Origin of the sequence: Paenibacillus wuxiensis (genome assembly GCF_040195695.1) — a bacterium.
GTDB classification, from domain to species: domain Bacteria; phylum Bacillota; class Bacilli; order Paenibacillales; family Paenibacillaceae; genus Paenibacillus_B; species Paenibacillus_B suaedae.
In genome coordinates, this window is the sequence record NZ_JBEFZI010000009.1 from 331,438 (window position 1) to 344,865 (window position 13,428).

Genomic DNA, 13,428 nt, shown 5'->3' on the forward strand with positions numbered 1-13,428 from the left:
AAGAGAATATTCAAGAGAGGTGGAACTGATGAAACCTGCCGGTGTTGTCCGTAAAGTCGATCAGCTGGGACGTATCGTACTTCCCAAATCACTGAGGAAGCGCTACCAGATGAACGAGGGGGATCCTGTTGAAATTTTGGTTCAAGGAGATCATATTATTCTAGAGCGCTACCGTCCGAAATGTGTATTTTGTGGTTCAATGGATGGGGTAGCAGATTTCAAGGATCGATACATATGCGCACAATGTATGCATGAAATGACTCATTTGGCTCGATAAAGAGAAACAAGAGGCGAAGCATCACACTCGGTGATGCTTCTTTTTAATTTGTGGAGCTATAAATAAAATTAGCCAAGGGGAGAAGAGATTCTCCGACCTTGGCTGTATGATTATACTTGTAGTAGTGCTTGAAGGAAATGCAGGGGAATTACACACGCAGTAAGTCAGCATGCACAATGTCATTCGTAACAGGATGACGCTGAATCTCCTTGACGGTAGCCGTAATCGAATCTGCCCCGTCTAAGCTGAGTTCCAATTGGCTGCTTGTCGTATCTCTGACCCACATGGAGAACTTCTTCTCATCCAAGTGAAGATTCACGCTCGTCCCCTTGTGCAGCAGGACACAAGGCAGCCGTCCATCCTTGCGAAGCTGCCGCAGTGTTCCTCGATCCTCGCTGTTTCTTGTTACTGCCTGAAAATGCTGCATCATGACAAACCTCTCCTTTTCAAATGTTCGGTGTATCGCAGCTATGGCTCATGCTTCCCAGCAGGAACGCTAGCTGTCCGATAGATGACCAATATACAGCTTCTTTGCTCGGAGATTTCGCGATTTGGGCGATAAGCTGCCGAGTATTTAATCTCAATAACTTGCTCTTCCTGCAGCGTTGCCAAAAACTCATTTGCCTTCTGCTCCGCTGTCATTGAGCCTACGTCTACAAACTCTCTTACCTGGATCATTGCATCAGTCCTTTCCTCACAGTAGACCATTAAATGTAAAATCCTATAAATATGCACGAAGGCATCTCGCCCCAGTGGGGTGAAATGCCTCGTTATTCTTATCGTATCAAGTTAGGTAACGGGTGTCAATCCAACCGGATGTATCCATATTTAGAAATGGAAGCATAAAAAAGAAGCCTTCCGCAATCGGAAAGCTCCTTCTTCTTACAAGCCGCTCGTCTTATCCTCATTGTAGCCAGCTGTTAACATAGCTACGATGAACATTGCGAATACGAGCATAATGATCCCAAAAGTTACGGACATGATATGCACACCCCCAATGGATGCCTTTATTATACCCAAAACATACCAAAATGAAAATATGAAATGCAGGTTGTTCCGTAAGTTGTCATTTGAAGAACAAGAAATGAGTAGGAAGAGATCGCATCTCGCCATCAGATGGTGTGTTGACAACTCGTCCATTGAATACAAGCGTCGATGAGCCTCCACCATCCAGGTTGTATGCATCTCTTACGCCGAGATTCGCCAGCTTGCGCTGCAGTTCCTCCAACGTAGCACCGGAGCTGCCGCCTTCGTTATAGCCGTCTACAACTAAGATGAGCAGCTGATCATCCTTGTAATTGCCGATAACGGTACGGGGCGCCCTCGCGGGTGACGTCTTCCATTTATCAGGGATCGTAAGACTCGCACCATTCTTTAATAGAACAGGGACGAAGGTTGCTCCATATTCAGGCTTAAGCTTGTCCAGCTCTTCCTTCTGATAGAACTGTCCGCCGATCAAGCGGGAATTGATGTCCATGCCGACGAAGGACAGATTCTTGAAGCTTGGCTCGAATGAAGGGACGTATTTGCCATTCATCACGGTCGTTCCAAGTGGATAGCGTTTGCCTCTGTTCTCTGCATAGCCGCCAGCGTTAATGCCAGCAACGGCATTATGCCGCTTCACAGCTTGCATTGTCGTCTCTGATCCGCCGTACTCGTCGCGGCCAAGTGTCATTCGCATTGCCTGCGGATCTTTCAATTTGACCTTCATCGCATATCCACGATAAGTGGGCTGATTGATTGTGTATAATTCCGCGCGCAGCTTCTCGCTGTCGATGCGCTCCTTCGGTGTGCCGAGCCGCGATGATATCCGGCGATCATAGATACGCTCTGGCCGCTTCGCTTGGCTGTTCGCCGATTGAACGATGTCATTCATCGTTGTGGTCGTCCGATTATACAAGGTAGAGATACGTCGTACGGATTCGATTGTATAGACGGCCGTCTCCTTCGCTTGATCCAATTGAGTGGATACTTGAGCCTGCGTCTTATTGAATGCTGCTGGCTCCGCAAGCGGCTTGTTATCGAATTGAAGCGACACGCTCTGCGAAGAGATCAGCATCCAGATCATCATGCCAAGAAAAGGTGCAGTGATCATCATGAATAGCCGATTGACCACTTTTACTTGCAATTTCATAAAAACCGCCTCGCTTGTTATTTCAACAAATCCATCTTCTTCTGCAGCTCCGCAAGCTGCTTCTTCACTTCGTTCAATTGTGTATACAGCTTGTTGCTGTTGTCTGTTTTGTTCGAAGTATTATCCTTTGTAAACGTAAGTAGTTCATTGAACGATTGAACTTTGCTCTGCATGGCATCCATCTTCTTATTTAACTCGCCGAGCTGCTTTTCGTAGTCTAATTTGACTTGCTGCAGTTGGGCCTCGGTTTGCACTTGAATTTCCTGAAGCATTGTTTTCTTCATATGGGTGCTGTAGAAGTAGGTAGCCGTTACTCCAATACCGATCATAATGACCCAGAAGAGGAGAAACCATTTGGCGCTAGCTCCGCTCGTCTTCGTTCGGGAGCGACGTGCCGTGTCGCGTTCCGTCTGTGCTGTTGGTTGCAATTGAATCACCTCGAAAGAAGTCGAATGGTAACGTAAAAACATTACCCATTCTAGCATGAATTCTATCATTATTGGGGGAAGAGATGCAAAATTCATACAAATCTTGCATTGAAGTTACAGGAAGCGTTCGTTAGAATAAAGAAAGGTTTGTGATGAAATTTGTCGATAAATGATTCTTCTGTCAGGGGTAAAGAAGAGAGATGGAGAAAAAAGGAATAAAATCGAAAAATTTGAAAACGATTACAAAAATAGGGTTATTAGTATTACTCGTATTGCAGTGTTGGTTCGTATTTGTAACGGTTCGGTATCCTTATTTAGGGCTTCGTGTGCAGGTAGAGCAAGGGGTATGGACAATCGCCGAATTCTCAAAAGAGGCATTCGCGACAAGACACCACCTGCAGGTTGGTGACCGGATCATTAGCATTAACGGCAACCCGCCAAATGAACATCCAACCGTCCGACGATGGCACACGATTGAACAAGCGGAATATATCGTTATTGATCACTCTGGACATAGCAGGCTTATCGATATAGCGTACGAACCTCGTCATCCGTTTTCCGGAGTGCTGCCGTTTGCGAGTGAGTTTATCTTCATTGTACTTGCAGGATACATATGGTGGAAGGAACGTTCCAGCTTGTCCATGAGAATGTTGTCCTGCTTGCTGCTTATAATGGTCATCATCTATATGAGCATGGGAGCTACATTCCGGGGAGATATGCTTGGTCAGATTATTATTTGGTGCGCCGTTGCCTTAATACCGATCGTTCTACTGCACTTCATCGCACAATTTTTCTATGAGAAAGCGGGTATCGCATATTCACGGCGCGGCATTCACGTGTTCTATGGAATCGTTGGCTTATACTTTGTGTTAAAAACAACGCTTCTTATGACCGATTATGTGTACGATGTGTACCAAATTGACAATATCGTAGCCGATTGGCTCTTTGTGAGCGGGGTGGCCTACAATTTCTATTGGATCGCATCCACTTATTATCGCAATCGGTTAAGCTCCCCTCATATCGCATCTGTCATTCGTTATGTGTGGATATGGATGGGGATTGCATTTACACCAATCCTGTTATTGACCTATGTTCCAATGATATTCCGTCAGGATCCGCTTGTACCGCCGCTATTGACGGGGTGGTTCACATTGCTGCTGCCATTAAGCTTTGTGTATTTGAATCGCTTCCATAAATTGTCTGACTTTGAGATTGTCATTAAGCGGGTCGTGTCGCTTGTTCTTATCGCCATGGTTCCGGGGGCGCTCCTTGTTGGATTGAATGCGATCATCTTCGTTGAATCTCATACGATCGTGCAGCATATATTCAGCTTTGGCTTTATCGTTATTTTATTGTCCGTTCTGCTGTACAGCTTCCCATACTTCAATCGGAAGCTTACAACAGCAATTTATCCGAGCAATCAGCGGCTGAAGGAGTCGCTGCAGCTGATTACGGCTCAATTAACTGCACTAGATACGATGCAGGAATGGAGCAAGGCGATCCTCTACTCCCTCATCAAGACCTTGAAGGTTCGGGGGGCAGCACTTGTAATCAAAAACCCACATAATGATATCGAGCTCTATATTGATGGTGGACTCGATGCAACAGATGTGGAGCGGCGAGTTCGTTCGGGTCAATTCTATTCCGAGTCGGCTTATTGGTTCGAGGTTGAACGGCATGATGTGTACATTGCGTATTTGGTAGTCGCACATCGTGAAGATGGAGCTGAGCTGAACATGGAGGAACAAGAATGGATACGTCAGTTAATCCGCTATATGAATATCGGCATGAAGAAAGTGATGATGATTCATTTGCTGAATACGCAAGTAGAGCAGCTGAAACGGGAAACCGAACGGAAGCCTGTAACCTTGCAATCCTTAACAACAGGGCCGTGGGTGATTGAGAAAATGTTCGGCTCTATGGAGAAGGACAAAGGGAAACTGTCCAACATGCTGCAGCATACGGTTATGCGGCGCTTGCATGATGTTGGCATGCAGCTTGATGCCATTCACGCAAACACGGAAGCGACCGCTGTTCGGGAGCAGCTAGCTCAAGTAGAGAAGCAGTTGACAGACGTGAATATGGAACTGCGGCATACCTGTCTGGGGCTTGATCCACAGCTTATGCACACGGCGGGCTTCGCTAATGCGGTTCGGCAATATATTGAAGGGGAATGCGGAGAGTGGAGCGAGCGCGTTCATTTCCAAGTGGATCAGGAAGCTGGGATTGATGCACTGTATCCGGCTATGAAGCTGCATGTATTCCGTATGGTGCAGGAGCTTCTGCATAATTCAGCCCAGCATGCTTATGCCAAAAATATTGACCTTCAAGTACGTAAGGATGAAGGGCAAATTGTCATTCTATATGAAGATGATGGGGTTGGTTTTGAAGCAGCAGCTGTGTTCAATGAACGTGCGAAGGTGAAGGGACTGAAGCTCCTCCGTGCCCGTGTTCTTCTGTTGAATGGCAGTATGACGTGGGATGCTTCACCAGGAGAAGGTGTCTGCATTATTATTTCGATTCCATTCCGCATGATGTATGGACTGCTTCGCGGAGGAGAGCAAAGCGCATAGCGGGTAGTTAATGTTAATTTCATCATGATTGCATATGAAAAAGGAGCGTCTCATCACCAGCTTCGGTGACAGGGTGCTCCTTTTTTGGACGATAACGAGAGCTAGTTGTACCTTGATCGATTATTAAAATGTATTGGGGTATAGTAGTTACCTTCGATAAGACATAGAATAGTAGTAGTATTGCACCCAACAATGAAGGGGCTTTAAACTTTGCGCACAATTTCTATATCATGTATTTATGATGCCGGATGCGCTTACATGTGACAAGATTGTGATGACTGCAAATCATACTCACCATTGCATTAATAAAGCGTTGGGTGTATCATTTTTGGAAATAGGAAGGGATGATACCGTTATGCAATATAATTTTTCTGCTCGCGTTCGCTCTGTAGAGAGCTCGGTAGTGCGCGATATTTTGAAATTAACACAGGGCAAGTCGATAATCTCTTTCGCTGGAGGATTACCGGCAGACGAACTGTTCCCAATTGATGCGATTCGTGAAGCTTCTGAGCGTGTATTCCGTCAAGGCCCGCAAGCCTTGCAATACGGATTGACAGAAGGTGCCGTTGTGCTGCGTGAGAGACTGGCTGCTCGTATGCAAGCCAATCGCGGCATTGAATCGGAAGCAGATGAGATTCTAGTTACATCAGGCTCTCAGCAAGCGATTGACTTGTACGCAAGAGCATTGCTGGATCCAGGTGATGTTGTCCTCGTGGAGAATCCAACTTATCTTGCTTGCCTGCAAGTGCTTGGTTCCTACAGCGCCCGCATCATTCCGGTGGAGAGCGACAGCAACGGTATGGTTCCGGAAGATTTGGCTGCTAAGCTGAAAGAACATAATCCGAAATTTGTATATGTAGTACCAACGTTCAGCAATCCGACAGGGCGAGTATGGAGCCTGGAGCGCAGACAAGCGTTGCTGGATCTATGCCGCGAGCATGAAGTTCTCATATTTGAGGATGATCCATACGGAGATTTGAAGTTTACAGATAACAAGGTACCGAATATCGCTTCCCTGGAAGGGAAAACAGAGGAGCGAATTGTAGCCTATACGAGCACGTTCAGTAAGACAGTTGCCCCAGGACTGCGCACAGGCTGGATCGTTGCGGATAAGCAGGTTATTCGCATGATGGCTCGGGCGAAGCAATCTGCGGATCTCCATTCCAGTGTTCTGGATCAGCTGATCCTTAGTGAGATGCTCTTGCCAGAAGTATTTGATCTGGATGGACATATTCGCAAGCTGTCTTCCGTGTACAAAGAACGAATGGAGACGATGGCCTCCGAATTGCAGCAGGAGATGTGGAAGGACGCGAAGTGGAATACGCCTCAAGGCGGCATGTTCTTCTGGGTAGAGCTTCCTGAAGGCTTGGATGCCCAAGCATTGCTCAAGGTTGCTGTAGAGAAGGGTGTAGCATTCGTTCCGGGCATGTCCTTCTATGCAGGTGAACCAAATCGCAACACAATGCGTCTTAATTATTCGTTTGCGCAGCCGAGTGTCATCCGTACCGGAATGGAGCGCCTGACAGAGGCAGCCTCCGAATTCTTGGGCCGTTACTCTGGTGTGTAAGCAATCGTACGCAAAACGTTCGTAAATGTAGAGATCATGAGAAGCAAGCAGTCCTGTCTGGGCTGCTTGCTTTTTTTTTTGAAACTGGATGGGGTAAGAAGTGGATTTGGATTGCATTGGACAGGTCTCAGATAGAAGGCTAACGATCTGTTGCCGTGACAGGGTAATAAATCCGAAAATGGACTAAGGCGATAATCCTGGCAGCTGCGCAAGAATATTCGCATATTGTGCAATAGCCGCTGTCCCTTCGGAGGTCAATGCATAAATCCCCCGGCTCTGGCGCTCGAACCACCCGTAGTAATTTTTCTGCAAAATGCTGGCCGCATCACCAACTCCAGCTCTGCTGCGAACAACTGCAGCCCGAAGCGGGCCCTCCTGCAGAACATTAGCCACTCGAAGCGCTTTCTCACGATAGGCTGTAACGAGCGGCTGCTTCGTCGTGCCGCCTACGTTATAGTCGCCGCTGCGGGCATGGAATTCACGGACAAGCCTTGCAGCTCTAGTCTTGGACGGTCTGACTGGCTTCGGCTTATATACGGCTTGATCTGCTTGCTCTACCCATCCTGGAGGATGACAGATTGCCTCTACAAATGGCGCCTTTCGTTTATAGAAGGTGACAAGCAGAAATCCTAATCCGAGCCGTTCGCATAATTGTCGAAGTCCGGATACCGGGTGGCTGCTGCGGGTTGCTTTTTTTTTGGCTACAGCAACGTATACGGTCGACGACAGCTTTAACCGATCAAGCGCCTGAAGCAGCAGCGTTACGTTGAAGGAAGACTTCAATTCTATAATAATCGGCTCTGCTTCCGGCGCATCTGGGCGGATAGCAACCATATCACAATGGCGAACCTCACCCCGAACATGATATCCAATCGCTTCAAAGTACGTCTTAATTGGGGCGTACAGCTCTGATTCTTTAAGAATGACTCTAGACGAGTCCACTTGCTTCTCTCTCGTCTCCTTCGTCTCCTGTTGTTGCTCCAGCTCTGCTGCGATTGAATCCGAGCGGACAGGCGCTGCACTCTGTGAGCGTGCAGATTGTTTTGTTTTTTTGGCTCGAGTAGAAGGGGGTGTTGATTTGCCCATACGAACGGTTACTCCTTTCCCGATGAAAAAGGGGGACAAATCTTGTAATGATTTCTCCGGGCCTCTTTCCTATAACTCTTCGTCCCATTATACCATGCTCATGATCGAACCAAAGGTTGGGCTTGTATATGCAGAAAATTTCGTGATATTCACAGGCTTGTTCCGCATAGTTATGTAGTACACTAATTTTTTCTCTAAAGTGAGACAGACGCAAAGCGGCGATGGAGGGCTGTGTTGCAAATCGGGAGCAATGGAGGTTTAAAGGGATGGACATATTCAAACGGATTTCAGAACATCGTGCCGAAAGTGAACAATTGGCCTGGACCGGAACATTTAAACAATATGTCGAGTTGCTGCGTCGTGACCCCGCTCCGGCGATGACGGCACATGCGCGCGTGTATGAGATGATTGCGTCGTATGGTGTGGAAGAGGTTAACGGGCAGACCAGATATAAGTTTTTCGATAAGGAAATATTCGGTCTTGACCGTGCCATTGAGAAGCTGGTGGAAGAATATTTCCACTCTGCTGCGAAGCGGCTTGATGTGCGGAAGCGGATATTGCTATTGATGGGGCCTGTGAGCGGAGGGAAATCAACCCTGGTCACGATGCTGAAGCGGGGCATGGAGCAGTTCTCCCGAACCGAGCGGGGAGCTATATATGCAATCAAGGGCTGCCCTATGCATGAAGAACCGCTGCACCTGATACCGAATGAACTTCGGCCTGAGGTTGAGCGCGAGCTGGGTGTTCGCATTGAGGGAAATCTCTGCCCGTCATGCCAACTGCGATTGAAGACGGAATATGACAACGACATCGAGCAGGTGCTGGTGGAACGAGTGCTTGTATCGGAGGAAAATCGGATTGGGATCGGGACATTCAGTCCATCGGATCCGAAGTCGCAGGATATTGCGGACTTAACGGGAAGCATTGACTTCTCTACGATAACGGAGTTTGGTTCGGAGTCTGATCCGCGCGCGTATCGGTTCGATGGGGAACTGAACAAGGCGAACCGCGGCTTGATGGAATTCCAGGAGATGCTGAAGTGCGATGAGAAGTTCCTGTGGAATCTGCTGTCGCTCACACAGGAGGGGAATTTCAAGGCTGGACGATTTGCGCTGATTTCGGCCGATGAGCTCATCATCGCTCACACCAATGAGGCGGAGTACAAAGGCTTCATCGCGAACAAGAAGAATGAGGCGCTTCAATCCCGTATGATTGTCATGCCGATCCCGTATAACTTGAAGGTGTCGCAGGAAGAGCGCATCTATTCGAAGCTGATCAGTCAGAGCGATATGGGTCATGTTCATATTGCACCGCATGCGCTCAAGGCAGCTGCTATATTCTCCATCTTGACCCGATTGAAGGAGAGCAAGAAGCAGGGCATGGATTTAGTGAAGAAGATGCGGATGTACGACGGTGAAGAGGTGGAAGGCTATAAGGACAATGATCTGAAGGAAATGCAAAGTGAATTTTCCGAGGAAGGGATGTCAGGCGTAGATCCTCGATATGTTATTAACCGGATATCAAGTGCGCTTATAAAGCAGAATCTTCAATGCATTAACGCATTAGATGTACTGCGTGCCTTGAAGGACGGCTTGGATCAGCATGCTTCGATTACGAAGGAGGAACGGGAACGATATCTCAACTATATCTCGATTGCTCGCAAAGAGTACGACAGCCTTGCGAAGAAGGAAGTGCAGAAGGCATTTGTCTATTCGTTCGAAGAATCTGCGAAGACCTTGTTCGAGAATTATCTAGACAATATTGAGGCATTCTGCAATTGGAAGAAGATACGCGATCCGCTTACGGATGAGGAGCTGGATCCAGATGAGCGGCTTATGCGCTCAATTGAGGAACAAATCGGCGTGTCGGAAAATGCGAAGAAGGCGTTCCGGGAAGAGATCCTCATTCGGCTGTCTTCGTATTCTCGCAAGGGACGCAAATTCGATTACAACAGCCATGACCGATTGCGTGAGGCGGTAGAGAAGAAGCTGTTCTCTGACTTGAAGGATATCGTCAAGATTACGACGTCCACGAAAACGCCAGATGAAACGCAGTTGAAACGCATTAATGAGGTCTCAGCCAGACTGATGGAGGAACATGGGTATTGCCCAGTTTGCGCCAATGAATTGCTTCGCTATGTAGGGAGCTTGCTTAATCGTTAATCTATAAAGATGGAACGACGGATCATATTTTACATTTCCACCTGCAGCTGCCGCATGCAGGTTTTTTTATGGGAAGATTCATGACCACGAGCTGTCATTAGGATGCGAATGACTTTCACGTAGATTCTATCTGCAACTTCTATCTGATTTACCGCTGAAACAGAGAAGAGAAATATCGAATAAAGGCGCATTTTTTTATCATTCGACACGAACAGACAACATTTTTGTTGTACTTTGTAGAATTTTGTTGAGAAATGTTCACAATTTCCCTCTTTCATTTTCCCTATTTTTGCGTAAAAAATAAGTAGAGGGAGTGGAGAGATATGGAAGAGAGAGAAAGTAGAGCAGAATTGCTAGGAAAACGCCGGAGGCATCGCACACGATTAAGGAAGCCGAGCGATGCTCCTGTGGCGAGTGTGTACACGGATTGTACAGCACCATTCTATGTAACGGAGATTGAGCCGTGGGAACGGGAAGAACGGTGTCAATTGACGCCGGATGAATGCATCATGGACGATGAATATTACTATATACACAGCAGATTGACAGTTCCGTTCCGCAATGGCAGAGGGCAAGTGAGTTGGGATGTATGGGTTCAAATTAATCCTGAACATGTGCGACATTCGGCATCAAGCAAGGTGCGCCACGTGAAGGGACGCCTATCATCTGCAATTCCAGGCTACCCGGATACATTGACATTGCCTGTGCAATTGACATTCCAGGGCTCATCGAAGCTGCCAGAGGCCCATCTTGGCGAGGCGGAGCATCCGCTCTATGAGGAGCAGCAGGAAGGTCTATCCTTCCAACGCTGGCTTGAGCTGCGTCCGCTGCATAATCAATATCACCAGCTGTCAGATGCCCGTTAGAGGCACAGCACGTATAATTTTGGCACCTTACCTACAACATTTGAACATCATATCGTGCATTCATACAGCAAGGCACCTTATCTTCTGATAATAAGATGAGGTGCCTTGCTGTCGTATAAGCAATCATGTTGTAGTCGAAGCTTTATCATTGCGGCTGCTGCTTCCCTAATCCATAGGCGGCAGCAAATCCGAGAATCATCATTAGGATGCTAATGGCAAGTGTACCAATTGAGCTGTTCAGTCCTGGATAAACAACGGCCAGGGAGCCAACGACCATGCCGATAATAATGGCATACATGATTGATGGGAACTTGGCAAGCAAGAAGCGGATGAACTTTGTGCTAACAATGAATCCGACGATTACCCCGGCGCCAATAATGGCAATGAGCGGCAAGTTCAGTGTTGACAAGGCGTGAATAGCCGTCGGATAAGCGCCGAGCAGGAGTAATACGAATGAACCGCTTACGCCAGGCAGAATCATTGCCATGCTTCCCAGCCATCCAGCGAAAAATAAAAATACCCCTGAGGATGCTGTAAGCTCAATAATCGAGTTATGATCGTCTGGTTTGAAAAACGCTGTGCACGCTACGGCTGCGGCTCCAATCAGCAGTAGAATATAGTGGACAGGCTTGAAGTTGCGCGATCCATCTGCTTCTCTCCACAAAAATGGCAATATACCAACAATAAGTCCAAGGAAAAAGAAAAAGGTTGGCTGCGGATGCTCGGCCAATAGCCACTTCATTACTTTACTAAGCAGCAAAATCGCTGAACCGACACCGATGCCTAACGGAATGAGGAAGCCTAGATGCTTCTTCCACTCCCGACTGAAGAACCCGCTGATTGAAGCGATCAGTTTCTCATAGAATCCGAGTACAACAGCAATTGTACCCCCACTTACTCCGGGAATCAGGTCACTTGCACCAATCAGAATCCCGCGAATAATATTTTTCCATTCAAACACGTATCTATCTCCTTTTCTATAGTTACTTTCCACTCCATTGTACATAAAAAGGGCACAGAGTCCAAACGGAGGGGAATTTACACTCGGTAACAAAAGTTTACTTGAGTTAATTTAATTACTTAGGTATATTTAATGCATTGCCGGCAAGAAAGGATTGGAAATAAAAATGGGGATGTTGAATATCCCGCTGAGAGAGCGGAAGAAGGCAAAGACAAAAATAGCACTTTACGAAGCTTGCTTGGACATGAGTGTGAAGCAATCCTTTCGTGAGATGAAAGTGGAAGATATATGTGCGCAAGTGGAAGTGTCGAAGGTGACCTTTTTTAAGTGCTTCCCGAAAAAGGAAGATGTGCTTGTCTATTACATGTGCGTGTGGTTGACGAAGCGCTGGCTAGAAATCGACGAACAGGGGCTGCGGGGCTGGGATGCTGCCAAGCATTTATTCGCCTGCATTGTTGAGGATGACCATGCTCGGCCGGGCATCATGCTGCGTCTTGTGGGACTGCTTGCAGAAGAGAAGATGCATCCACCTATGCCGATGTTGACGGATGCAGAGATTCATCTGCTTTTCCCTGGGAAAGAGGAGCAGGCTCGCGCAATTGATCCAAATCTTTATGTACTCATGCAGCGAATTGCTGAAGAGGCGATCGCCAAGGGAGAAGCCGCAGAACGTTATAGTGTCGGGCAAATAACGGAGATGTTGTTTACCATTTTTTATGGAGCCTATTTAACGGCCCATCTTATGATGCGCGGAGATGATATTATGGCCTGTTATATGGAGCATTTAGAAGTGCTAGCAAAATAGGGAGGGATAGAGATGGGGATCCATATGGGGCGCTTTGCGGCCAAGATGGAAGGCTCATTCGTTGTCTTTATTATCGGGATGAGAGTGAATCGTTGGCTTGCGGTACGCAAATGGCTGCCAGTCGCACGGGCCATGCCGCGTATGATGAAGGAGCTGTATCAAGACAAGGAGCATGGCTTTCTGCATGCCGAATATTTTATTGGGCGAAATGGTCCGATGTTGGTACAGTACTGGCGTTCCTACGATGACTTGGAGCGGTATGCCAGAAACGGGTTCCATAAGGAAACATGGCGCAAGTTCCATCAGACCGGCAAGGCCGGGGAGGTTGGCGTTTACCATGAGACGTATCAGATTGAACCTGGCCAGTATGAAGCGGTCTATAACTACATGCCTGCATTCGGCCTTGGCAAGGCCGGTCAGCTCATTCCTGTAGAGGCTTCCAATCACAGTTCCCGTCAGCGTATGAACCAGTCTAAAGTAGGAGGTTGATGTTTGTTTCATCGGCTGCTTGAATTTTTCTGTAAAATGCATAATTGTTCCTCTTGTTCATCCATACTAACATCGTGCGC

Annotated in this window: 13 protein-coding genes; 7 read left to right on the forward strand and 6 right to left on the reverse strand. The window is 47.3% G+C overall.

What is annotated here, in order from left to right; genetic code table 11:
* Positions 1 to 28: 28 nt before the first annotated feature.
* Positions 29 to 277, forward strand: coding sequence for an AbrB/MazE/SpoVT family DNA-binding domain-containing protein (locus ABN764_RS22070; RefSeq protein WP_021261526.1), 249 nt, complete (start codon positions 29 to 31; stop codon positions 275 to 277).
* Positions 278 to 425: 148 nt separating this feature from the next.
* Here the strand turns inward: ABN764_RS22070 and ABN764_RS22075 are convergent, their stop codons facing one another.
* The 4 genes from ABN764_RS22075 to ABN764_RS22090 form a co-directional block, all read right to left on the reverse strand.
* Complete coding sequence (locus tag ABN764_RS22075; protein ID WP_028531905.1) at positions 426 to 707, reverse strand: 50S ribosomal protein L25; 282 nt, start codon at positions 705 to 707, stop codon at positions 426 to 428.
* 38 nt (positions 708 to 745) lie between these two features.
* A complete protein-coding gene (locus ABN764_RS22080; protein ID WP_174809349.1) occupies positions 746 to 955 on the reverse strand; it encodes a sporulation protein Cse60 in 210 nt (69 codons plus the stop codon).
* A gap of 388 nt (positions 956 to 1,343) precedes the next feature.
* On the reverse strand, positions 1,344 to 2,411 hold the full coding sequence (locus ABN764_RS22085; protein ID WP_174809348.1) for a phosphodiester glycosidase family protein: 1,068 nt from the start codon (positions 2,409 to 2,411) through the stop codon (positions 1,344 to 1,346).
* 17 nt (positions 2,412 to 2,428) lie between these two features.
* The gene (locus ABN764_RS22090) at positions 2,429 to 2,839 is read right to left on the reverse strand and encodes a hypothetical protein (RefSeq protein ID WP_021252577.1); all 411 of its coding nucleotides are present in this window, start codon (positions 2,837 to 2,839) and stop codon (positions 2,429 to 2,431) included.
* A gap of 200 nt (positions 2,840 to 3,039) precedes the next feature.
* Here ABN764_RS22090 and ABN764_RS22095 point away from each other — a divergent pair, with 200 nt between their 5' ends.
* Together ABN764_RS22095 and ABN764_RS22100 are read left to right on the forward strand one after the other, a co-directional pair.
* A complete protein-coding gene (locus ABN764_RS22095; protein ID WP_446673138.1) occupies positions 3,040 to 5,412 on the forward strand; it encodes a sensor histidine kinase in 2,373 nt (790 codons plus the stop codon).
* 355 nt (positions 5,413 to 5,767) lie between these two features.
* Complete coding sequence (locus ABN764_RS22100) at positions 5,768 to 6,979, forward strand: aminotransferase-like domain-containing protein (protein WP_021252575.1); 1,212 nt, start codon at positions 5,768 to 5,770, stop codon at positions 6,977 to 6,979.
* A 183-nt stretch (positions 6,980 to 7,162) separates the two neighbouring features.
* Here the strand turns inward: ABN764_RS22100 and ABN764_RS22105 are convergent, their stop codons facing one another.
* Positions 7,163 to 8,065, reverse strand: coding sequence for a DUF2161 family putative PD-(D/E)XK-type phosphodiesterase (locus ABN764_RS22105; protein WP_446673139.1), 903 nt, complete (start codon positions 8,063 to 8,065; stop codon positions 7,163 to 7,165).
* A 266-nt stretch (positions 8,066 to 8,331) separates the two neighbouring features.
* On the opposite strand from ABN764_RS22105, the gene ABN764_RS22110 reads away from it, so the two are divergent.
* Positions 8,332 to 10,227 (forward strand): ATP-dependent protease PrkA, encoded by a 1,896-nt coding sequence (locus ABN764_RS22110; RefSeq protein WP_065293384.1) that lies wholly within the window; start codon positions 8,332 to 8,334, stop codon positions 10,225 to 10,227.
* 323 nt (positions 10,228 to 10,550) lie between these two features.
* A complete protein-coding gene (locus ABN764_RS22115) occupies positions 10,551 to 11,093 on the forward strand; it encodes a DUF2199 domain-containing protein (protein WP_028531910.1) in 543 nt (180 codons plus the stop codon).
* 145 nt (positions 11,094 to 11,238) lie between these two features.
* On the opposite strand, the gene ABN764_RS22120 is transcribed toward ABN764_RS22115, so the two are convergent.
* The gene (locus ABN764_RS22120) at positions 11,239 to 12,099 is read right to left on the reverse strand and encodes a DUF368 domain-containing protein (RefSeq protein WP_446673140.1); all 861 of its coding nucleotides are present in this window, start codon (positions 12,097 to 12,099) and stop codon (positions 11,239 to 11,241) included.
* A gap of 121 nt (positions 12,100 to 12,220) precedes the next feature.
* Here ABN764_RS22120 and ABN764_RS22125 point away from each other — a divergent pair, with 121 nt between their 5' ends.
* Both ABN764_RS22125 and ABN764_RS22130 read left to right on the forward strand, forming a co-directional pair.
* Positions 12,221 to 12,859: a TetR/AcrR family transcriptional regulator gene (locus ABN764_RS22125; protein WP_446673141.1), complete on the forward strand. Its 639-nt coding sequence runs from the start codon at positions 12,221 to 12,223 to the stop codon at positions 12,857 to 12,859.
* Positions 12,860 to 12,871: 12 nt separating this feature from the next.
* Positions 12,872 to 13,348, forward strand: coding sequence for a DUF4188 domain-containing protein (locus ABN764_RS22130; protein ID WP_174811188.1), 477 nt, complete (start codon positions 12,872 to 12,874; stop codon positions 13,346 to 13,348).
* Positions 13,349 to 13,428: the final 80 nt, after the last annotated feature.